This window comes from uncultured Porphyromonas sp. (assembly GCF_938023125.1).
Lineage (GTDB): Bacteria > Bacteroidota > Bacteroidia > Bacteroidales > Porphyromonadaceae > Porphyromonas.
On the sequence record NZ_CALHDW010000003.1, the window covers coordinates 89,982 to 111,480 of the forward strand.

The following is a 21,499-nucleotide window of genomic DNA, read 5'->3' on the forward strand; positions in this document are numbered from 1 at the left end:
AGTCTAATCTAGGTTTTGTATTACTGCAATCGGTTGGTAACGGAGTCCGGGAACGCCACTTTGGGTTTGAAAGTACGCGCTTCGGCTTCTTCCATCATGGCGTACGCCATAATAATAACTATGTCTCCGGGTTGAGCAAGACGCGCTGCAGCTCCATTGAGACAGACCACTCCGCTATGGGCGGGCCCCTCTATCACATAGGTCTCAAAACGCTCGCCATTGTTGTTATTAACAACCTGAACACGCTCTCCCGGCAATATATCCACCGCTTCCATCAACGCCTTGTCTATTGTAATGCTGCCTACATAATTGAGGTTAGCCTCAGTCACTCGCACACAATGGAGCTTGGCCTTAAGCATTTGCAGTAACATGAAATTCTATTTTCTTAATCGTTAATTCGTCTTCTTTTATAGTCCTAGCGAAGATCCACAAGTTCGCTACCGGGGTATGAGGATTGCTGCTGAATGAACATTTGACTCGAAGGGATCTCTCCCTCAATGGAGGTTACATTCATCACCAGACGCATACCGTCCGCAAAGATACCTACAATCTGGGAGGGGGCATTCGTCTTGCGTAAAAAAGAGACCTCTAGGGCCGTGATGTTGTCCATCTTCTTGCGTGGAGTGAAAACAATAATGCGGCTATTCTTGGTGCCACTAATCTCCTTAATGGTGTACACAGACGCCGAAGAAGACAAGAAGACGAAGGGGTTAAGAGCCGCTAGATCTTCCATAGAGGGATGCATAATGGTATAGGTACGATCTTCTGCATTATAGAAGCTAAACTCCCGACCATTGTAGTTGGCATCTATGGGATTGTAGCGCATGCGAAACTTTTTCCCCGAGGTGTACAATACCCCTTTTTTGGTTTCGACACGTGCCCCGGAGGCATCGAAAAGCTCTCCGGTAAAGGTGATCTTGGCGCCCTTCTCTAGGCGTTGAGCCACTGTATTGATAAGGCTTTGTGCCGAAGGTTGCTTCGTTTGGGCTGTAGCCACAGAGGGCAGTATGCACCCCACAAATACGAGCAAAGCAACCCATAGGGCGATACGCTTTGTTTTCATCGTAGACTCTCTAGTAAATTATTAAGAGTGAGAATGTCGGAGATAAGCACCTCACGTGGTTTACTTCCGTGCTGAGCGGAGACAATCCCGGCTGCCTCCAATTGGTCCATTATACGGCCGGCTCTGTTGAATCCGATCTCGAATTGTCGTTGGATTTTTGAGGCAGACCCTTGTTGCGTCTCTACCACCATGGTGGCAACTTGGTCGAATAGAGGATCTCGCTTATCAAGGGAGATGGTACGAGATTCGTCCCCCTCTTCCACCGGAGCTTCGGGCAATTGGTAGGCCTCACTATAGCCAGGCTGTAGCGATATCTCGTCCACAATCTGCTGCGTCTCGGGCGTATCCACAAGGGCACACTGAAGGCGGAGCATATCTTTTCCTTGGTAGAATAACATATCACCCCTACCCACAAGATGATTGGCTCCGGGTGCATCAAGGATGGTTTTTGAGTCCACCGCCGAGAATACTTTGAAGGCAATTCGAGCCGGGAAGTTGGCCTTAATTGTACCCGTGATAATATCGGTAGTAGGACGCTGTGTGGCCAGCACCATGTGAATCCCTGCCGCACGCGCCTTTTGTGCGATACGTGCGATGGGCTTCTCCACCTCCTTACCCGAGGTCATGATAAGATCGGCAAACTCATCCACAATCAGCACAATGTAGGGCAGACGAGCATGCCCATCAGCAGCCGATAGCTCTCCTTTGTCAAACAAGCTATTGTACTCTGCGATATTGCGCACTCGGGCGTCTGATAGCAATCTGTAGCGGTTGTCCATCTCAATACATAGCGAGTTGAGCGTGGGTACCACCTTATTCATATCTGTGATAATACAGCTACCCTCATCGGGGAGTTTAGCCAGATAATGATGCCCTAGTGCCTCATAAATGGAGAACTCGAGCATCTTGGGGTCGATCATCACAAACTTAAGTTCGGAGGGGTGTTTGCTGTAGAGCAACGAGGTGATCATAACGTTCAGCCCCACACTCTTACCCTGCCCTGTGGCACCGGCAATAAGGAGGTGCGGCATCTTGGCAAGGTCAAACATAAAGACTTCGTTCGTGATCGTCTTACCGATAGCCACCGGCAAGTGCATATTGTTTTCGACAAACTTACGCGAGGTAAGCAGCGAATAGAGAGCCACCGTCTGGGGGCGTTTATTTGGCACCTCAATACCGATGGTTCCCTTCCCGGGGATGGGTGCAATGATACGGATTCCCCCTTCGCTCTTTAGGCTACGGGCAATGTCATCTTCGAGGCTACGTATCTTGGAGATCTTAATCCCGGCATCGGGTTCTATCTCATAGAGTGTAACGGCAGGACCCACCGTAGCCTTTGTTGGGCGAGCTTTGATCTTAAAACTCTCCAAGGTATCAATGATTTGACGCTCGTTCTCGGATATTTCTTCCATATCGGGCATCATAGCTTCTCTATCATAACGCTCTAGGAGGTCGAGACTTGGGAAGGTATATCCCGGGAGATCGTGGGTCGTATTACCCGAGGCTTGTCTCTCTTGTAGAGCAGACTCATCACCCACTTCGTCACCTTGTGCGACCTCAATAGTCATACCGGAGCTAAGCTGAGAGGGAAGGGGCTCTGAGGGGGCTGCGCCTCCACGAGGGGTGAGAGGTTCTTCTTTGCCATTGACAAATGATTGGGCAGGGTGGCTACCTTCTGTCGAATCCTGATCCTCTTCTTCCACATCGCCGGGCTCTTCGTCCGTATCCACGGGCTGAGTCTCCTCGGTATCTTCGTCACTCGGCTCTTCGCCCGGCATCTCTTCCCGGTCATCGTCTTCTCCCGGCATTTCGGGGGCAACAGCCTCGTTCTTTTTGCCTTTTCTCTTCTTGCCTTCGGCCATGGTACGCACCTTGCCTACAATACTCGCCCTACAAAGCACAAGTACAATCACAAAAGAGACAACCAGAATACATATAATCCCAATAGAGCCTACGTGAGCCCCCAAGGCGGCAATGATCTGTTCTCCGGATGCCCCTCCCAACGCAAAGGGAAGTTGCAGCGAAACGATGGACTCGAGATAGGCACAAAAGAGGGATACCCAAAGCGCCATAGAGGTGGAGAAAAGCAAGCTCTTGAGCGGAGAGATTCGGCTCCAACCCAAAATAAATCGGAAGCCAACACTCAACATAAAAATGGGCAAGAAGAGACTTCCCAGCCCCAAGAATCCATCTATGAGACCATCGGCAATGCGTGCGCCCAAGAGACCCGTGCAGTTGCTGATGCTCTCGGCAGCATTCTCGCCCACAACGAGCTCGGTGGCATCTTGTGTGCTATGTAAAATACTCTGATCTTGCTCTATCGTAAAGAAGTAATGCACCATGGCGACCGAGATATACAGCGTCACCAATAGGAGCAGAGTACCGATTATAAAATCTATACTACTGCGCGGCACACTAATACTCTTCGCATCTTCGACTACACCTTTGCGTTTGCGAGCAAACCACGTATCGCCGGAAGGCTTCTTACCCTTAGAGTTTTGCCCTTGGGTTCCTCTGCTTGTTTTTCGAGAGAGGGAGGGCTTATGTTGTTTCTTATTTTGCGGATTCATTGCTCGGCAAAGATACAATTTAGTATGGTATCTAGCAAGAAATAAGGCTAGAATTCCTATATGTAAAGGAGGCGAATAGTCCGCATAAAAAATCCGACAAGCGCCCCTCGAATAAACATCCGGCTAAAAAGATTTTCTTTCTCAGGCAAAAACAAAAAAAATCTCACCCAAAATGTTCCCCCATTTCTGGCTGAAATTTTTTTTGTTGCGGGGCAAGAAATTTTGAAAAACTAGGCAGCATCTTTTTTGCATTCACACGTAGGGCAAAAAATCCTCGAAGCGCAACCCCTGCAAGGCGTAGCCTCCCCCACCCCTTAATCGCAACCAAGGGGAAGGGGAAGGGGTATCAGTTCTCCTCTCATAGCTCACCGACATCGATATTTTTCTTCCAAAGTATTACATTTGCCAAACAATAAACAACCAGAGAAAATTATGAAACAGAACCTATTCTCACTCAGCAAGAAGGGCATTCTCTGCCACACACTAGCATTGTGCACTTTGCTGACAGGCACACAGATGCATGCACAGATCGCCCCCGAATTTGAGGCAAAAGTTCCCGCAAAAAAAGAGCTGTCAGAAATTAAAGCCACCCCTCCCGTAAAGTACGTTACCGTCTTTTTGAGTGGAGCCGAAGTAGTGCGCGAGGGAAGCATCTCCATACCTCAAGGCAATTCCGAAATCATCCTAACAGGCATCTCGCCTTATGCCGAAGCCAAAAGCGTACAGGTCAAGTTGGCAAGCCGAGATGTTACAGTTTTATCTGTCAATCACATGTACGACCTCGCCAACTCCGGAGCGCCAAGCGAGGAGATGGCCAAGTGGCAAAAGAAATTGGAGAGCCTCAACGAGCAAATTGCCCGCATTAGCAACAAAGTATCTGTAGTGCAAGACGAATTGGCCTTTTTGCAAGAAAATCGCTCCATCAAGGGGACTAGCTCCGGAATCAACCTGGCCAACCTCAAGAGCGTAAACGACTATTACAGAGAGCAAAATCTGAACCTTCGCAATCAAAAGCTAGAGCTAGAGAAAGAGCTAAAACAACTAAGAGAAAAAAGAGACATTGTCACTAAAGAGATCTCTCAGCAGGGCAAACTAGACGAGAACCCCATGGGCGAAGTACACATCCGGGTAGATGCTAAGAGAGCGCTATCTTGCCCCGTAGAGCTTAGCTACTATGTGGAGAATGCAAGTTGGATTCCCTCCTACGACCTCCGCTCTTCAGGCCTAGGCAAGCCCCTCGAACTATCGTACAAAGCTACCATCCATCAAGCAACACGAGAGGATTGGAACAGGGTACACCTAACGATCAGCTCACTCGATCCCAAAATCTCCAATACGCCCCCTACCCAAAAGACTTACTACCTCAACTACAACACTCCGGCCCCTCGCTATACCCAAAACAAGGACGACCAAGCGAGTGGGATGGTCCTTTTCGAAGAGGATAACGAGCCTATAGTAGGGGCCTCCGTGCGCATTGCCGGGACTAACATAGGCACGATGACCGACCTAAACGGGAAGTACAGCATCACGATACCTAGTTCCGGAGGTTCTCTAGAGATCTCCTATATTGGATGCAAGAAAAGCGTTATCCCCATTACCAGTCAGTTTACAACCACCTATCTAGAGTCTGAGGACGAAGAACTAAATGAGGTAGTGGTAGCAGGTTATGCCGCAGGGATATCTATGGATATGGCTGTAGCCAAGGAAGAAGCGCCTTCCGCCTCAAGAAAGATGCGCAGCAGTGCCGGAGAACGAAACTCTACCCTAGAAGTAAAACAAGACGAACGCCAAACGGCAGTAGAGTTTGAGCTGCAAACGCCCTATTCTATCCCCTCGGACAAGAAACCTTTTATCCTCGAAGTAAAGAGATACTCCCTCCCTGCTACTTACGAATACGTCTGTGTACCCAAGGCCGATCCCGATGCCTTCCTTTTGGCACACATCGGAGGCTGGGAGCAATACAAGCTACTCTCCGGAGAAGTAAATATCTTCTACGAAAATAGCTTTGTGGGCAAAACCCTCCTCGACACTCGTTCCCTCACCGATACTCTACAAGTGTCATTGGGGCGCGACAAGGGTATCCGTGTAACGCGAGAAAAGGAAATCGAAAAGAACAGTAGCCGATTCTTGAGCAGCAAAACAGAAGAAACACGCTCTTGGAATACGACTCTACGAAACGGCAAATCAACTCCCATCGAAATCACGCTCTACGATCAGGTTCCCGTCTCGACCAACGACGAGATCTCTGTTCGTACGGAAAACATCTCGGGCGGTGAGTACAACCCCAATACGGGAGAGGTGAAGTGGAAACTCAAACTCAACCCCTCAGAGAGCAAAACCCTCAACCTAAAATACATTGTAAAAAGCCCCAAGGAGAAAAAACTCTACGTAGAGTAAACTAAGGAGTATTGTATATCTCAAGAGAATTTATACCTTTGCACTCGGAAAAAGGGAATCTTGAGATGCGGTAGTAGCTCAGTTGGTAGAGCATCAGCTTCCCAAGCTGAGGGTCGCGAGTTCGAGCCTCGTCTACCGCTCTTATATTTAGAAGGGATAGTACCTCATCGTAGTACGGTGGGGTACTTTCTTTTTATCAAGTCTGAGAGAGGGAGAAAACCAGATATTTTCTAGTTATTCGTTGCAAATTAACTAAGGAATTAGTACCTTTGCTGCGGCTTTGTTCGGTTATTTATCTACTTCACGAGGGCTCTCCACGTACGGGAAACCCTCTTAAGAAAGAGATGGCTAACTGATTAAAAGGGAATAGGAGTGCAATTCTCCAACAGTCCCGCTGCTGTGATTCTTGTGAAAACTCGCTACGTGATGCCACTGATGCTAATCTGTTATGCGTTGGGAAGGTGTAGCGAGAAGGAGATAAGTCAGAAGACCTGCAAAGCTTGTTCTGCGGCTTCGAGGAAAAGCTAAGGAGGATGTTGTAGTACGTGCCTAGAGAGCAAGGCAATGCAAAGAAGAGGTGTACGACACCGAGAGATTTTGCCGGAAAGTGGAGTTTTCTTCATCTGAAGAAAAGCGAAGATGCAAAGACTACGACTTCGGTTGTGCGCGACCGATCATTGGTCCGAGAGGCAACGAGGATCCCTACCCGAGTTGTTTTGCAAGGCTAAGTGTATTGGTTTTGTGCAAACGAGCGGTTGCAGTCGGCACTTCTTGCCACAAACAAAAATGCGCATCTCTCTTGTTTGACTATTCTTTAGCGGTCGGAGCGCGACCCCGAAAGAGAGAAGAATGTGAGAGAGTACTTCTCCGCAAACCCCTCTGTCTCACTCATCTTGCGCCTCGCCACTCAGCGTTCGTCACTACCACTATCTAACCTCCCCAATTTCCCTAGAAAACAGAAAGAATCAAGCATGTGCTGCTCATCGCAGAGGTAGCGTGTGCCAGGGTCGGCTTTGTTTTGTTGCCTTTTGTTACAGGCCGACTTAGTGTATTCGGTAGACCCCGTACCTTCTTTCCTTTTGTGGGATGAGCTCCACAAAGGTTGGGTTCGGGGTCTATTTTTTCTACTACCGACTGAGCCGAGAGGCTCTCACCCCCTCTATCGCCTACCATTCTACGGCAGCCGGACCTATTTCCGCTACGAAAGGGGCCTTCAAGCCCCACCTTCACACCCGCCAGATTTAGCCCATTTGTAGGTCTATCTAGCGAAATCTCTTATCTTTGTACAGCTGAGTTCTAAATGAAATCTTATGAAGCAACAGACCTATGCCGAAGCTATCAGTCGACTGACCGATATAGTAGAAACCATCGAGCATGACAGCCCCGATGTAGATCGGCTTATGCAACTTACAGACGAAGCTGTTCAGCTCATCGCCTACTGTAGAGAGACGCTCAAGGTGACCGACAAACGCATCGAAGAGCTTCTTGCCCAGCTCAATCAAGAAGAGCAACAGTAGAGGAAAAAGAGAATCATTCACCTTAAGCAATAGATTATGTTCAAGAAATTCATTCCCCTAGTAGCAGTTATGGCTATCACCACAGCATGTACGGGCGGAGGGAAAAGCAGTGCCGACTTGGCATCCAATCCTTTCGTAAACCCTGCGGAGACCTATATGGCTTCTCCGGACTTCAATAGTATCAAGATCGAACACTATCTCCCGGCTTTCGAGGAGGGGATACGGCAGCACGAGGCTGAAATAGACTCCATTGCCAACAACCCCGAGCCTGCTACTTTTGAGAACACACTCGTTGCTCTCGAGAAGAGCGGTCGTGTACTCAGTCGTGTATCCAGCGTCTTTTTCGCCTTGACAGGTGCCGATACCAATGATGAACTCATTGCCATCGAAGAGGAGATCACCCCCAAGCTCTCAGCCCACAGCGATGCTCTCTACCTCAACGACAAGCTTTTTGAGCGTGTAAAAGCAATCCACGATGGAGATCTTTCTTCTCTAGAACCCGAAGATCAACGCCTGGTTAAGCACTACTACGACAACTTCGTGCAAGCCGGAGCATTGCTCTCTCCCGAGGATAAGGAACAACTCAAAACCCTCAACCAAAAGGAGGCGGCACTCCTTACCGACTTCGGCAACAAGCTCACCAAGGCAACCAACGCCCTCATCTATATCAAGGACAAAGCTCAACTTGCAGGGCTCAGCGAAGAGCAACTCAAGAGTGCATCCGACCTTGCTGAGAAGGAAGGACACAATGGCGAGTACGCCTTTAGTCTTGTTAATACAACCCAACAAGACATTATGGTTAACCTTGATGTGCGCGAGACTCGTAAGCTATTCTATGATGCAAGTATCAACCGTTGTATCAAAGGCGACGAGTACGATACGCAAAAGATTGTACTAGAGATTGCCAAGGTACGTGCCGACAAAGCCAAACTCCTAGGCTTCCCCAACTACGCCGCCTGGAAGCTACAAGACCAACTTGCAGCCAAGCCCGAAAACGTAATTACCATGCTCACCAACCTAGCTAAGCTAGCAGACCCCAAGGCCAAGTCTGATCAGGCAGAGCTAGAAAGCTTTGCTCGCAAAACGATGGGGGCTGACTTCACCCTCGAAGCCTGGGACTGGAGCTACTATGCGGAGAAGCTACGCAATGAAAAGTATGGCATAGATGAGGCAACCCTCAGCCAGTACTTTGCTCTCGACTCTGTACTCAACAACGGCGTATTCTTTGCTGCCAACAAGATGTACGGACTCACCTTCAAGCCCCGTACTGACATATCGGTTTACAACGAAGATGTACGCACTTGGGATGTACTAGATAAGGACGGTTCTGTAATCGCGCTATTCTATTTCGACCCCTACGCACGCCCCTCTAAGAGCGGTGGTGCCTGGATGAGCAACTTTGTAGAGCAGAGCTACCTACTCGGTCTCAAGCCCGTTATCTACAACGTTTGCAACTTTAAGAAACCTGCAAAGGGCGAGACTTGCCTCCTCACTTGGGACGAAACCAATACTCTATTCCACGAGTTTGGTCATGCCCTACATGGCATGTTTGCCTCTCAGAAGTACCCCTCTCTATCGGGTACAAATGTACCTCGCGACTTCGTTGAGATGCCCTCTCAGTTCAATGAACACTGCGCTGCAGACCCCGTTATCTTTGCCAACTTTGCTAAGCACTACAAGACCGGTGCCGCTATGCCGGCGGAGCTAGTAAAGAAGATGCGCGATGCAGAAAAGTTCAACCAAGCCTATGGATTGGTAGAAAACATCGCAGCTTGCCTCCTCGATATGGCATGGCATACACTCTCTCCGGAAGAGGCTGCAGCCGTGACGGACATCAATAAATTCCAAGAAGATGCACTCCGCAAAGCTAATGCACTCTACACGGCAATCCCCCCCCGCTATGGCACCTCTTACTTCCGCCATATCTGGAGCAATGGTTACTCTGCCGGTTACTATGCTTACCTCTGGAGCGAAGCCCTCGACAATGACATTTATGCTTGGATGATGGCACACGGTGGCCTCAATGCCGAAAATGGAGATCGTCTACGCTCTATGATCCTCTCTAAGGGGAATAGTACAGACTTGATGAGCCTCTTTACCGCCTTTACAGGGCATCAACAAGTAGATCTCACTCCGCTACTCGTTGCTAGAGGACTCAAATAATCTAAGTTTACACGTTGGACGACAGATCTCTCTTGGGGTCTGTCGTCCTCTCTAATTACCGGCAAGACCATGAGCACTCGGCTTATCACACTTCTATTAGGAGCCCTTATTGCTCTGCCCTCTTACGCTCAAAACCTTCGTTCGACAGCCCTACAAATCATCAAAAGCCAACCCATTGAGCAATCCGGGTCTCAGGGGCTTATCACCGTCTTTCAGAATAAAAAGACGCTCCAACTACGGGAAAAAGTTGGAAAAGAGGGGAGCCGCTGCTACGACTTTGCCCTCTGGACTAGCGCAAATGACCCACAAAAGCACCTCGCTGCCCTTGCCTATCGCACCCTTCCCGAGATGAAAGAGGGAGAACTTTTGTTCTTCTATCACTCCCAAAAAAGCAAAACACCCAACCCGATAAACATCCCAATCAACGTACGCCCCTACTCACGACATATGCCCGAAGGGGGCTACCTAGGCACAATCCCCTGGGGAGAAGAAGCTATCGAAGCCCTCTACAACAAACTAACAGACCCTCTTATTCCCAAACTCTGATGCTCATAGCTGGTCAAGATCTCGGCTCTCAACCGCTCCTCCTAGCCCCTATGGAAGATGTAAGCGACAGCGCTTTTCGTCTTCTCTGCCGTGGCTTTGGAGCCTCTATGGTATATAGTGAATTTATCAGTGCCGATGCGCTGATCCGCTCCGTACGTGGGGCCTGCAACAAACTATTCATACACTCCGACGAACACCCTGCCGTCATACAGATTTACGGACGAGACGTGGCTAGTATGGCAGAAGCTGCCACTATTGCCTCCGCCACAGGTGCCGAAATACTCGATATCAACTTTGGCTGCCCCGTAAAAAGAGTAGCGGGCAAAGGCGCCGGCAGTGGCATGCTTCGTAACATCCCCCTACTACTGGAGATCACACGAGCTGTGGTAAAGGCGAGCCAAGTGCCCGTTACCGTAAAAACGCGCCTCGGGTGGGATCACCAAAATATCATCATAGAAGATCTGGCAGAAGCGCTCCAAGACTGTGGAATTGCAGCCCTCACCATCCATGGGCGGACCCGCAGCGATATGTACAACGGCAATGCGGATTGGAGCCTCATTGGGGCTGTAAAGAATAACCCCCGCATTACCATCCCGATCATTGGCAATGGAGATATTACCACCCCTCAAGAGGCAAAAGAGGCCTTCGACAAGTATGGCGTGGATGCCGTGATGGTGGGGAGAGCCTCAATTGGTCGCCCATGGGTCTTTGAGGAGATGCGCCATTACCTCGACACCGGTGAGCTCCTCCAAGATCGCCCTGCCTCGGAGCGGCTGGATACACTCATCCAAATGATCAGGAATAACATAGACAAGCTAGACGAGCGCAGGGGCATCCTCCACTCTCGTAGGCACTTAGCAGCCTCTCCCATATTCAAGGGGATTGCCAACTTCCGCCCCTGGCGCATTGCCATGCTACAGGCAACCACCATGGAGCAACTACTCGACATTCTGGCCCAAGTACGTACAATACTCACCCAAAATACCCCTCCTATCGAAGAATAAAATATACTACCTTTGTCGGGAAAAGGGAGTGATTTAGCTTCAAAGCAACCCTGCTCCCCTGCTGTTTTATACTATCTACAAGATGAAAACTGGACAATTAATCAAACCTCTACAACGCTTATATAAAAGAAGAGTAGACTCCTCCGTTCTCCTTTTTTTAGCAGCGGTAGCAGCGGTCATTATCGCAAACATTCCCTCTGTTAGTGGGCTTTATAACCAACTTCTCCAATACCCAATCATGGTGCAGATTGGGGAGTTTAATATATTCTCTCACGCCGGAGAGACGATGACTCTCCTCGATTTTACCAACGATGTACTGATGGTACTCTTCTTCCTCCAAGTGGGATTAGAAATAAAGCAGGAAGGTTTGGTAGGAGAGCTCTCCACAGTACGACGTGCCGTTTTCCCCGTTGTAGGCGCAATGGGAGGGATGATTGTGCCGGTCCTATTCTTCCTACTTGTGTGCCACCAGGCCCCTGCCAGCAATGGTATGGCCATCCCGATGTCTACGGATATTGCCTTTGCTCTTGCCGTACTCTCCCTCTTGGGGAAACGCGTTCCATCGTCACTCAAAGCCTTCTTAGCCTCACTGGCGGTAGCCGATGACATAGGCGGCATTTTGGTCATAGCTATTTTCTATAGCACACACCTCAATCTAATGATGCTCCTCTGGGCAGCCGTTTGCTTGGGCGTCATCTATCTCTTGGGACGATTGGGCGTGCGCAACCTTCTCGTTTACTACATCGGGGCTTTCGTTGTGTGGACCTTCTTCCTCAAGTCCGGTGTACACACGACCGTCGCCGGCGTACTAGTCGCCTTCTTGGTACCCGCCAGACCCAAACTTAGCACAGACCACATGGCAGACAGAATGCGCTCCATGCTCCGCCTACTACCCGAGAGTGAACACAAGACAAAGGGTAAGAACGTACTGCTCCCGCACCAACAAATTGCCGTTGTACAGTCTATGGCACGAGACGTACGCGGTGCTGTAAGCCCCGTACAACGCATGGAGCAACAGATTACCCCCATCGTTCACTTTTTTGTACTGCCCCTCTTTGCCTTCGTTAATGCGGGGGTCGCATTCGGGGGTGTCTCCATGGAGTCTTTGGTAGGTGTGCCCTTGGCCATCGTTTTGGGACTACTATTGGGCAAGCCTTTGGGCATCTTCCTTTTCTCTATCGTCTTTGCCAAACTATCCAAGGGCGGACTCCCCCAGGGGATGACGACCAAGAACCTATTGGCACTCTCCTGCCTGGGTGGTATCGGCTTTACGGTGGCTCTATTTATTTCTTCCCTATCGTATACTCAGCCCGAGGTTGCACACTTCCTCAACGATGCCAAGATCGGTATCTTCACAGGGAGTATTCTCTCAGGATTCTTAGGGTACTTCTTCCTAAAGGCTGTGCTCAAGCACGAACATCACGGATAGGTATTTACTTTGTAGAAAAGTGTGCTAAACTAAGTACCAAAAGTACCATACTTATACTCTCTCGGTAATGAAAAAAAAGAACTACACGTGGTACCTTTGGGGAATGCTTCTCTCCACTTTTGCCATTATTTCGCTGCTCTATTACCTGCCCGACAAGATCTTTGGGATATCCCTACAAAAGGTGGATATTTTCTCTGAGCTGCGCCCCTCCGGTGCGGATTCTCCCAACGGAAAGGACAAAGAGCAATTGGCTCGCAACTCGGCAGCGGCCAATGGCGACTCGGAAAAGGAGGTGAAAAAGCGCGATGCCATCTACGAAGAACTCAAAAAACAAGACATAACCCTCGAGAGTAAAGTACCCTCCGAGGCCTCAGAGCCGGAGCAAAAGGAAACTCAAACCACTCCCAAAGTCTACTTCGAAGACTTCGATCCCTCTCACCTTGGGCTACGCAATACGTATGCCGCACTGGCCAAACGGAAAATCGAAGGCTCCCCGCTCAGAATTGCCTTCTTAGGCGACTCTTTTATCGAGGCTGATATATTTACCATCGACCTTCGTAGCCTTTTGCAGAGTCGCTACGGTGGGGGAGGTGTTGGCTGGATGCCCTTCTCTAGCGAAGTATCCGGCTATCGACAAGGGATTACCCATAGTTTCTCCGGATGGAAAGATCACTTCATTATCCGACAATCTAAGGATCTGTATCCTCTCACGGGGCACTACTATACTTGCGAAGGCAGCGCTTCTCTACAATACAAAGTAGCCAAGGGATACTCGTCTTGGGACTGTGCCACCATCTTCTACACCTCCAACAAAGAAGTACAAGTAACCGTAAGTGGAGTCGATAGTACGCAACGCTACAGCCTTCCTCCCTCCTCGGAGATGAATGCCTATGCCATAAAGGGACAAAATGGTGAGATGAATCTCTCGTTCTCCGGAGCCGAAGGAGCCAAATTCTACGGACTTGCCCTCGACAGAACAAAACAAGGAGGCGGGGTGATCTTAGACAACTTCTCGCACAGAGGCAGCTCCGGATTCCAGCTGGGGCAGATAGACACACAGCTAGGCAAGCGCTTTGCCGCTCTTCGCCCCTACCACCTTATTGTCCTACAATATGGGCTTAACGTGGCCTCTGATAAGACCAAAGACTATACCTACTACACCAAGCGAATGTCTGAGGTTATCGATCATCTAAGAGAGCTTTATCCTCATACCGATATCATAATTATGGGGGTTTCTGACAGGGCCAAGCGCTCTAGTGGCGAACCCCACACCATGTCTTCCATATATGCTCTACGCAATGCACAGCGAAAACTGGCAAGCGAAAAGGGCATTGTCTTCTGGGACACCTTCGAAGCCATGGGTGGAGAGGATAGTATGGGTCACTTTGTAAAACAGGGATGGGCAGCCAAAGACTATACCCATTTGAGTTTCAAAGGCGGCAAGAGACTCGCTGATGTATTCTATAATAGTTTCCTATTCGAAGAAAAATACTACCAACGCATTCACCAATGAAAGGGTTGCCAAGACTGCTATACAACCGATGGCATCACCATCTTCTGACGCTGGCAATCCTGCTCTTCGTCTCGTTGGTTGCAGCAGTAGCTCAGGCTCCTTCCATCAAAATTGATGAAAAGGAAACAGCCCTACTGTCTGCCATGATACACCGGAGTTCCCCTCAAAAAGTATCGATATTACACTTGGGGGATAGCCACCTACAAGCCGGCTTCTTGCCCGAGGCCATCCGTACAACGCTCGCTCGAAAGCTACCTTTGCAGGGTCCTGGATTGATTATTCCTTACGAGCTAGCCCACACCAATGCGCCACGTTCCTACAAAATCGAGTCTTCTGTCAAGTGGAATAGCGAGAAGTTGTACATCAAACGCCCCCCACTACAGGTGGGAGTCTCGGGAATGATTCTCTCCAAAGCAGACAACAGCCCTTACACCTTTACGATCAGTAGCAACGCACACCCCTTCGACCAACTTATTGTCTATCGCACACCATCCACCCCCTCTCTCGTGCCCTCTATTGGGAGTGCAACACTACTTGAGGGGAAAAAGAGAATTGGGAATTTTGTGGCAGACACCCTTCTCTTCCCCACAGAGCAGAGAAGGATCTTCCTAAGAAATGAACAGATGCCCTCCCAGGGAGCAACCTATGGAGGCTTTGTCTTACTCAAACAAAAGCAGTCCGTTGAGTACCATGCCATTGGCATTAACGGGGCTATATATTCCACCTTTACCCACGAGGGATTTGCCCAGCAAACTCAGTGGCTACACCCAACCCATATTGTATTATCCTTTGGCACAAACGAGGCCCAAGCGCGAAAAGTAAGCAGGAGTGGCTTTGAAGCACAAGTAATGCAACTCATTCGCCTTCTACGCAAGCAGCATCCCAAGGCTGTGTTTATGCTCACAACGCCGCCACCGAGCTTCCGTCGCAATCGTACATACAACGACCAGGTAGAGGTTGTAAGCGAGGTGCTGCGTCAAATTGCCGCTCGAGAAAATCTGGAGCTATTCGATATGTACGAAGCGCTCGGCTGCGAAGAAGGCGGCTACAATCGTCGCCAAGAGGGAGATTACTATGCCTACGATGGCGTTCACTTCTCCCCTTATGGATATACACACCAAGGTCAACTCATCGGCAATGCCCTACTTGACCTTTTACAGTAAAATAGCTCCCCCTACTAACTCCGGTATATGATCGACTTTTTCTCTACACTCGATGGGTCCCTACTCCCCGACCTACTTCGCTACCACGAAGACTCCCCAATGATCTTCTCTAGTGGATTGTTCTTTGTCCTCTTTCTACTCTTTCTGCCGATCTACGGGCTACTGGGGCTCTCGAAGCGCACCACTACACTCCGCATCATCTATGTCGTATGCTTCTCTCTCTTTTTCTACTACAAGAGTAGCGGATTCTATGTACTGCTTCTAATGCTTGCCACCACAAGCGACTTTCTCATAGCTCAGGCGCTGAGTAATACCCCCAAAGACTCCCCCAACAGGAAAAAGTGGGTAGCCTTGAGTATGGTCATCAATTTGGGGATACTATCCTACTTCAAATACTTCAATTTCTTACTTGACCTTGTAGTACAAGCATTTGCCAGCATAGGCGGACTTATGGGTATGGAGACCGTAAGTACCATGCAATGGGAGCCTTGGGATATATTCCTTCCCGTAGGGATTTCGTTCTATACCTTCCAGACCATGAGCTATATAATTGATGTCTACCGAGGAGATATAAAACCGCTCAGACGCTGGATCGACTACCTCTTCTACGTGTCGTTTTTTCCACAGCTGGTGGCAGGGCCCATTGTACGAGCCAAAGACTTCATTCCACAAATACATCGCCGTCCGTGGGTTACTCGTGGGGAATTTGGGCGAGGGCTCTTTCTTATCCTTCTGGGATTATTCAAAAAAGCCGTTATTTCGGACTACATTAGTCTCAACTTTGTAGACCGAATATTCGATGCCCCCACGCTCTACTCCGGCCTAGAAAACCTAATGGCAGTCTATGGCTATGCCCTCCAAATCTATTGCGACTTCTCCGGTTACTCGGATATGGCCATTGGTATTGCCCTATTCCTAGGCTTCCGATTCAACAAAAACTTCGATGTCCCCTACACCTCCACCAATATCACAGAGTTCTGGCATAGGTGGCATATCTCCCTCTCTACTTGGCTCAAAGATTACCTCTACATACCCCTCGGGGGCAATCGCAAGGGGCGTATCCGAACCTATATCAACCTGATCATAACCATGTTACTAGGGGGATTGTGGCACGGAGCTGCCCTCCGCTTTATCCTATGGGGAGGAATGCACGGTATAGCACTGGCGCTACACAAAGGATGGAGCACCCTCTTCTATCCAAAAGACAGACCCCATCTCAAACGAAATCCCATTGGCAAGACGATCGGAGGTATCCTCACCTTCCACTTCGTTTGCTTTGCTTGGATTTTCTTCCGAGCCGACAGCATCGAGACGGTAAATCAGGTACTCACGCAAATTACCGACAACTTCCATCCGGAAATCATCCTGGAGTTTATATCCGGCTACCACTGGGTACTCCTTCTCATGGTCATAGGCTACGTGCTACACTACCTGCCTTTCAGCCAAAGAAGAGCGGCAGAGAGAGCCCTAACGCGTGCACCATTTTGGGTACAAACCCTGCTACTCGTCACTCTCATCTTCCTCGTATTCCAGATGAAGAGTGCCGATGTACAACCCTTTATCTACTTCCAGTTCTAAAAACAGACAGAACACAACTCAGAGAAACCCTGGCTGATTTTAGGATCCCTCTCTGGGTAAAAAAGAAAAATTTTCAGACCTATATCCGAAAAAGTATAGGTCTGAAAACTTTTTATTTCTAGGCAGCTTCTACAAGGATTTTCACCTAGAAAGATGGGGAGGTACTTTCTTCTCTCTTATGGCCTTACATCTGGAATGAACCCAAGAGGCGAAGAGGCTCTTTCTTGATCTTAACCTGCTTGGTTTTCAGATTTCTTCTTGTTATCAGATCCCCAGAAGTGACCTCCCTTTGTCCGGAAAGATAGTTGATACTAGTCCTCTCCCATTCCGCGGCCAAACGATTTCCCCAAGTAGATTCTTCGCCGATAAGGTAAAAGTCTCCCGATTGAAACCTGTATCTATAGGTTATACTACCCGTTTCGTCAGTTCCGATATTTGACGAATAGGATACCCGTATGTCTATTGCCCCTTTGGGCGTAATAGAGAGTTCATTTGTTATGTCTCTCTCCTCATTCTCTCGACCGCTAACAGTATCGTGCCATACCTTGAACCTCTTGTATACTCCGGAGGGCGAACCAAAATAGACAGCAAGGAACAGAGGATTGAAATTGTACTCAAAGCCGTCGTCTCTCGTCTTGATGTGCGCAGGGTCGTTGGGGCGGACAATTAAGACAAAATCCTCTATTCCATCCTTGTTGAGGTCCCCTGTAGCGGATTGTACCTCCCAACCATTGGGAACAACCTCTTCGATAGTACGTCCCTCTTTTGCAAGCTGATCCTTTTTGTTTGTTTGGGCTGCCATCGGATGGATATTTAGGATCCCAAACAGCCCCATCATGAGCAGTAGTAGAAGACTCTTTCGTTTCATGGTATGTTCCATTTTCTTGGGTTCAATTTTATTGCATCACCAAAAGGTAATCATGGGTTAGGAGCGAGGCGAAAATCCCAAGCCCTCCACTACAAAGGTACATGGAAAACTCGCATTTGTCTCTTAGGCTGGTAAGAAATAAACTTACGCACGAAGAGAGAGAGGTAAATCCATTGCCAAATAGCCAAAAAGTGCTACCTTTGCAGGCGCAAATCCTATGTAGGGCTCATTAAGAGTGTGTTGTAGCGTACAACAGACCGCCTTGCGGGACTAAATTATTAGTAATAGAAAAACGTAGTATGTACGTAATTGCAGAGATTCAAGGCCAGCAATTCAAGGTAGAAGCCGGTCGCAAATTGTATGTGCACCACATCAAAAATGTGGAAGCAGGTGCTGAGGTATCATTCGACCGAGTAATGCTCGTAGACAATGATGGTGCCGTAAAGGTAGGTGCTCCTCTTGTAGAAGGCGCTAAGGTGGTATGCGAGGTGGTATCTCCCATCGTAAAGGGTGATAAGGTACTTATCTTCCACAAAAAGCGTAGAAAAGGCTATCGTAAACTCAATGGTCATCGCCAGCAGTTTACCGAAGTCAAGGTAAAAGAGATTATTGCATAACCCAAACTAAAGAAGTAAAGAGACATGGCACATAAAAAAGGTGTCGGCAGTTCTAAGAACGGTCGCGAATCACAGAGCAAACGCCTAGGGATCAAAATCTTTGGTGGCGATTTTGCAAAAGCCGGTAATATCTTGGTGCGTCAACGCGGTACGCAGCACCATCCCGGAGAAAACGTGGGTATGGGAAAAGACCACACGTTGTATGCCCTTGTAGACGGTAAGGTAGTCTTCACTCGCAAAGGTGAAGATCGCTCATTCGTATCTATCGAAGTGGTAGAAGCGTAAGGGAACGCAACATTTTGGTAAGTTAGACAGAGAGTTTAAGCCGTAGCAAAAGCATCTCTCAATAGAAGAGAGGCAGCGGCATTCTCTGTTTATCCTTGCCCAATCAAAAGAGGGGTCTCCCCCACCATCCCCACAAACTCGACACCGAAGAGGATCCTCCGAGAGGGTCTGCCGGCGGAGTTTAAGGGGCCTATAGAGGGGAGAGGATCCATCACAAGGAGAGGTGCACATAGGCTACTTGGTCGCTTTAGGCGGCGCAAGAAGAGCCTGGAGGTACCTCTCTTGTTGTTTTTATGGAGACGAATCATATAAGCAGTATAGACTATATATGCTCACAATCAAAGTAATAAAAGAGCAACCCGAAGAGGTAATCGCTCGCCTAGGAGTAAAGCACTTCGATGCAAGAGAGGCCGTAGCTCGTATCACAGAGCTAGATGCACAACGCCGTAGTGCACAGCAAACTATGGATACCTCACTGCAGGAGCAAAAGCAACTGGCAAAGCAGATCGGAGAGAAAATGAAGAGTGGCGATAAAGCCGCCGGAGAGGCTCTTCGTGCTCAAGTGCAGAGCCTCAAAGAGCAGAGCTCGGAGGCTGAGGAGAGCAAAAAGCAGGCAGAAGAATCTATTCGTCAGCTCCTTCTCACCATCCCCAACATGCCCCACGAGAGTGTGCCCGAAGGGAATGGCGCAGAAGACAACGTATGCATAAAAACAGGAGGCACCATGCCTCAGCTCACCCCAGACAACAAGCTCCCCCATTGGGATCTTGCGAAGAAGTACGACCTCATCGACTTTGAGTTGGGAGTAAAAATCTCCGGAGCAGGCTTCCCCGTGTACAAGGGTCGAGGCGCTCGCCTTCAGCGTGCCCTTATCAATTACTTCCTCGACAAAGCCATCGCCGCAGGCTTCCAAGAAGTGGAACCTCCCTATGTGGTGAATGAAGACTCAGGGTACGGTACAGGGCAATTGCCCGACAAAGAGGGGCAGATGTACTTCGCTCCTGCCGACAACCTCTACCTCATACCCACAGCCGAGGTACCCGTTACCAATATATATAGAGATGTCATCCTCGAAGAGAGCCAGCTCCCAATAAAGAACGTAGCCTACTCGGCCTGCTTCCGTCGCGAAGCGGGATCGTATGGCAAAGACGTACGAGGGCTCAATCGTTTGCACCAATTCAACAAGGTAGAGATTGTCTGCATCGATACTCCCGAACGCTCTTATGCTACACTCGACTCCATGGTTTCCTACGTACAGGGGCTAGTAGATGAGTTGGGGCTTCCTTGGCGTATCCTTCGCCTCTGTGGGGGAGACATCAGCTTCACATCGGCTCTTACCTTCGATTTTGAGGTCTTCTCTGCCGCTCAAGAGCGCTGGCTAGAGGTTAGCTCCGTATCCAACTTCGAGAGCTATCAAGCCAATCGACTCAAGTGCCGCTACCGCAAAGACAAAGCGACAGAGCTCTGTCACACCCTCAATGGTAGCGCCCTTGCCCTCCCCCGTATTGTAGCAACAATCCTCGAAAACTACCAAACTCCAGAGGGTATTATCGTGCCTGAGGTGCTCCGCCCCTACACCGGCTTCGATATCATCAACTAACCCATTTATATACTCAAGAGTAGTCTATGGCAAATAAAAAACTTCAGCTGGACCGTCGGGTAAACATCAAGAATAGGCGAGCTACATTCGACTATGAGATTCTTGATCGCTACACCGCCGGTATTGTGCTCGTGGGGTCAGAGATAAAGTCTATCCGATTGGGTAAGGCTGGCTTGGCAGATAGCTATTGCTTCTTTGCCAACGGAGAGTTGTGGCTCAAAAACATGTACATAGCGGAGTATTTTTACGCCACCTACAACAATCACCAAGAGCGTCGGGATCGCAAGCTTCTGCTCTCTCGCAAGGAGCTTGCCAAACTGGGAAGCTCGGTAAAGACCCCTGGAGTCACCATTGTCCCCCTCTCTGTCTTTATCAATGATAGAGGCTATGCCAAAGTAGTTATCGGGGTGGCTAGAGGGAAAAAACTCTACGACAAACGAGCCTCCATCAAAGAGCGGGAAGACAAGCGCACCCTAGCTCGCATAATGAAACACTAAGTGAATAAGGAACCAGAAGGGGGAGAGGATATGGCATCATCTTCCCCCTTTATTCGTTTCCTCGCAAAGCCTTCTCTCTAGGCAGAATACACTATATTTGCATCAGCAGAGCCAAAGAATAATGGAACAGAGTAGAGACTATCGCAAAGCATACGACGAACTTTCCGAGTTCCTTGCCAAGTCACATCATATCGTACTTTTCGGTCACAAAGGCCCCGACGGCGACTCCGTTGGGAGCACCTTGGCAATGAGAATGCTCTTGGAGAGTCTGGGCAAATCTGTTCAGGTTATCATGGCCGGTGGAATGCCTCTCAACCTGCGTTGGATGCCAGGGGCAACCGAGATATTACAGCAGGGGCGTCAAGACGAAGAGATTGACAAGGCTCTATCGCTCTCCGACTTAATTATCTGCTTGGACTTCAACGCGCTGTATCGCATCGGTCCCTTACTAGAGGAGCGTCTCCGAGCCACCCTAGCACAACGGAGTATCCCCGTTTTGATGATCGACCATCACCCCTATCCCAGCGACGAATTTAGCTGGCAATGGAGTTGCCCGGAGGCAGCAGCTACCTGCGAAGTGCTTACTCGTCTTTTTTTGTCTCCCGACGAGCGTTGGATCCGTCTCCCCGAATCAACAGATTCTACTCCCCTCCCCTCCGCACAAGCAGAGGTCCTTCGCGCCAAGATAG

General features: G+C 49.2%; 18 protein-coding genes, 1 tRNA gene and 1 riboswitch. Of the genes, 15 read left to right on the plus strand and 4 right to left on the minus strand.

All coding sequences use genetic code 11. The features are described 5' to 3' along the window. Window positions 1-20: 20 nt before the first annotated feature. The 3 genes from panD to Q0090_RS01170 are packed head-to-tail and all read right to left on the minus strand — an operon-like array spanning window position 21 to window position 3,633. Complete coding sequence (gene panD, locus Q0090_RS01160; protein WP_297946664.1) at window positions 21-371, minus strand: aspartate 1-decarboxylase; 351 nt, start codon at window positions 369-371, stop codon at window positions 21-23. 44 nt (window positions 372-415) lie between these two features. Beyond that, a complete protein-coding gene (locus Q0090_RS01165; protein ID WP_297946666.1) occupies window positions 416-1,063 on the minus strand; it encodes an outer membrane lipoprotein carrier protein LolA in 648 nt (215 codons plus the stop codon). Further along, entirely contained in the window at window positions 1,060-3,633 is a 2,574-nt protein-coding gene (locus Q0090_RS01170) for a DNA translocase FtsK (protein WP_297946668.1), read from the minus strand. The genes Q0090_RS01165 and Q0090_RS01170 overlap by 4 nt, the downstream gene beginning before the upstream one ends. A 432-nt stretch (window positions 3,634-4,065) precedes the next feature. On the opposite strand from Q0090_RS01170, the gene Q0090_RS01175 reads away from it, so the two are divergent. The 10 genes from Q0090_RS01175 to Q0090_RS01220 all read left to right on the plus strand — a co-directional run bounded on the left by Q0090_RS01175 (window position 4,066) and on the right by Q0090_RS01220 (window position 16,943). After that, complete coding sequence (locus Q0090_RS01175) at window positions 4,066-6,030, plus strand: mucoidy inhibitor MuiA family protein (RefSeq protein WP_297946670.1); 1,965 nt, start codon at window positions 4,066-4,068, stop codon at window positions 6,028-6,030. A gap of 67 nt (window positions 6,031-6,097) precedes the next feature. Continuing rightward, window positions 6,098-6,170, plus strand: a tRNA-Gly gene (locus Q0090_RS01180). Window positions 6,171-6,358: 188 nt separating this feature from the next. Further along, window positions 6,359-6,544, plus strand: a riboswitch (cobalamin riboswitch). Between the two features lie 796 nt (window positions 6,545-7,340). Next, window positions 7,341-7,547, plus strand: a complete 207-nt coding sequence (gene xseB / locus Q0090_RS01185) for an exodeoxyribonuclease VII small subunit (RefSeq protein ID WP_276774806.1) — start codon at window positions 7,341-7,343, stop codon at window positions 7,545-7,547. 36 nt (window positions 7,548-7,583) lie between these two features. Then, the gene (locus tag Q0090_RS01190; protein ID WP_297946673.1) at window positions 7,584-9,710 is read left to right on the plus strand and encodes a M3 family metallopeptidase; all 2,127 of its coding nucleotides are present in this window, start codon (window positions 7,584-7,586) and stop codon (window positions 9,708-9,710) included. Window positions 9,711-9,779: 69 nt separating this feature from the next. Beyond that, window positions 9,780-10,256: a hypothetical protein gene (locus tag Q0090_RS01195; RefSeq protein WP_297946675.1), complete on the plus strand. Its 477-nt coding sequence runs from the start codon at window positions 9,780-9,782 to the stop codon at window positions 10,254-10,256. Continuing rightward, a complete protein-coding gene (dusB, locus tag Q0090_RS01200) occupies window positions 10,256-11,260 on the plus strand; it encodes a tRNA dihydrouridine synthase DusB (RefSeq protein WP_297946677.1) in 1,005 nt (334 codons plus the stop codon). The genes Q0090_RS01195 and dusB overlap by 1 nt, the downstream gene beginning before the upstream one ends. Window positions 11,261-11,342: 82 nt before the next feature. Beyond that, complete coding sequence (gene nhaA, locus Q0090_RS01205) at window positions 11,343-12,689, plus strand: Na+/H+ antiporter NhaA (protein WP_297946679.1); 1,347 nt, start codon at window positions 11,343-11,345, stop codon at window positions 12,687-12,689. Window positions 12,690-12,756: 67 nt separating this feature from the next. Continuing rightward, window positions 12,757-14,202 carry a GDSL-type esterase/lipase family protein gene (locus Q0090_RS01210; RefSeq protein ID WP_297946681.1) on the plus strand — a complete coding sequence of 482 codons (1,446 nt, stop codon included), beginning with the start codon at window positions 12,757-12,759 and terminating at the stop codon, window positions 14,200-14,202. 5 nt (window positions 14,203-14,207) lie between these two features. Beyond that, window positions 14,208-15,365: a GDSL-type esterase/lipase family protein gene (locus Q0090_RS01215; protein ID WP_297946683.1), complete on the plus strand. Its 1,158-nt coding sequence runs from the start codon at window positions 14,208-14,210 to the stop codon at window positions 15,363-15,365. 27 nt (window positions 15,366-15,392) lie between these two features. Next, window positions 15,393-16,943: an MBOAT family O-acyltransferase gene (locus tag Q0090_RS01220; RefSeq protein ID WP_297946685.1), complete on the plus strand. Its 1,551-nt coding sequence runs from the start codon at window positions 15,393-15,395 to the stop codon at window positions 16,941-16,943. Between the two features lie 184 nt (window positions 16,944-17,127). Here Q0090_RS01220 and Q0090_RS01225 read toward each other — a convergent pair whose 3' ends face one another. Next, the gene (locus Q0090_RS01225; protein WP_297946687.1) at window positions 17,128-17,811 is read right to left on the minus strand and encodes a hypothetical protein; all 684 of its coding nucleotides are present in this window, start codon (window positions 17,809-17,811) and stop codon (window positions 17,128-17,130) included. Window positions 17,812-18,110: 299 nt separating this feature from the next. Here Q0090_RS01225 and rplU point away from each other — a divergent pair, with 299 nt between their 5' ends. The 5 genes from rplU to Q0090_RS01250 form a co-directional block, all read left to right on the plus strand. Continuing rightward, on the plus strand, window positions 18,111-18,428 hold the full coding sequence (rplU, locus tag Q0090_RS01230; RefSeq protein WP_004332077.1) for a 50S ribosomal protein L21: 318 nt from the start codon (window positions 18,111-18,113) through the stop codon (window positions 18,426-18,428). A gap of 24 nt (window positions 18,429-18,452) precedes the next feature. Beyond that, complete coding sequence (rpmA, locus tag Q0090_RS01235) at window positions 18,453-18,713, plus strand: 50S ribosomal protein L27 (RefSeq protein ID WP_297946690.1); 261 nt, start codon at window positions 18,453-18,455, stop codon at window positions 18,711-18,713. Window positions 18,714-19,041: 328 nt separating this feature from the next. Next, window positions 19,042-20,313 carry a serine--tRNA ligase gene (serS, locus tag Q0090_RS01240; protein WP_297946691.1) on the plus strand — a complete coding sequence of 424 codons (1,272 nt, stop codon included), beginning with the start codon at window positions 19,042-19,044 and terminating at the stop codon, window positions 20,311-20,313. A 26-nt stretch (window positions 20,314-20,339) separates the two neighbouring features. Further along, window positions 20,340-20,810 carry an SsrA-binding protein SmpB gene (smpB, locus tag Q0090_RS01245; protein ID WP_297946693.1) on the plus strand — a complete coding sequence of 157 codons (471 nt, stop codon included), beginning with the start codon at window positions 20,340-20,342 and terminating at the stop codon, window positions 20,808-20,810. A 121-nt stretch (window positions 20,811-20,931) separates the two neighbouring features. Further along, the coding region (locus tag Q0090_RS01250) for a DHH family phosphoesterase (RefSeq protein ID WP_297946695.1) at window positions 20,932-21,499 on the plus strand (568 nt) is incomplete at its 3' end.

What these genes read in the sequence shown, in the direction of transcription:
- panD (WP_297946664.1), bottom strand. Translation starts at nt 371, where the DNA reads ATGTTACTGCAAATGCTTAAGGCCAAGCTCCATTGTGTGCGAGTGACT.
- nhaA (WP_297946679.1), top strand. Translation starts at nt 11,343, where the DNA reads ATGAAAACTGGACAATTAATCAAACCTCTACAACGCTTATATAAAAGA.
- rpmA (WP_297946690.1), top strand. Translation starts at nt 18,453, where the DNA reads ATGGCACATAAAAAAGGTGTCGGCAGTTCTAAGAACGGTCGCGAATCA.
- Q0090_RS01195 (WP_297946675.1), top strand. Translation starts at nt 9,780, where the DNA reads ATGAGCACTCGGCTTATCACACTTCTATTAGGAGCCCTTATTGCTCTG.
- Q0090_RS01210 (WP_297946681.1), top strand. Translation starts at nt 12,757, where the DNA reads ATGAAAAAAAAGAACTACACGTGGTACCTTTGGGGAATGCTTCTCTCC.
- dusB (WP_297946677.1), top strand. Translation starts at nt 10,256, where the DNA reads ATGCTCATAGCTGGTCAAGATCTCGGCTCTCAACCGCTCCTCCTAGCC.
- xseB (WP_276774806.1), top strand. Translation starts at nt 7,341, where the DNA reads ATGAAGCAACAGACCTATGCCGAAGCTATCAGTCGACTGACCGATATA.
- Q0090_RS01220 (WP_297946685.1), top strand. Translation starts at nt 15,393, where the DNA reads ATGATCGACTTTTTCTCTACACTCGATGGGTCCCTACTCCCCGACCTA.
- Q0090_RS01165 (WP_297946666.1), bottom strand. Translation starts at nt 1,063, where the DNA reads ATGAAAACAAAGCGTATCGCCCTATGGGTTGCTTTGCTCGTATTTGTG.
- rplU (WP_004332077.1), top strand. Translation starts at nt 18,111, where the DNA reads ATGTACGTAATTGCAGAGATTCAAGGCCAGCAATTCAAGGTAGAAGCC.
- Q0090_RS01190 (WP_297946673.1), top strand. Translation starts at nt 7,584, where the DNA reads ATGTTCAAGAAATTCATTCCCCTAGTAGCAGTTATGGCTATCACCACA.
- Q0090_RS01225 (WP_297946687.1), bottom strand. Translation starts at nt 17,811, where the DNA reads ATGAAACGAAAGAGTCTTCTACTACTGCTCATGATGGGGCTGTTTGGG.
- smpB (WP_297946693.1), top strand. Translation starts at nt 20,340, where the DNA reads ATGGCAAATAAAAAACTTCAGCTGGACCGTCGGGTAAACATCAAGAAT.
- Q0090_RS01170 (WP_297946668.1), bottom strand. Translation starts at nt 3,633, where the DNA reads ATGAATCCGCAAAATAAGAAACAACATAAGCCCTCCCTCTCTCGAAAA.
- Q0090_RS01175 (WP_297946670.1), top strand. Translation starts at nt 4,066, where the DNA reads ATGAAACAGAACCTATTCTCACTCAGCAAGAAGGGCATTCTCTGCCAC.
- serS (WP_297946691.1), top strand. Translation starts at nt 19,042, where the DNA reads ATGCTCACAATCAAAGTAATAAAAGAGCAACCCGAAGAGGTAATCGCT.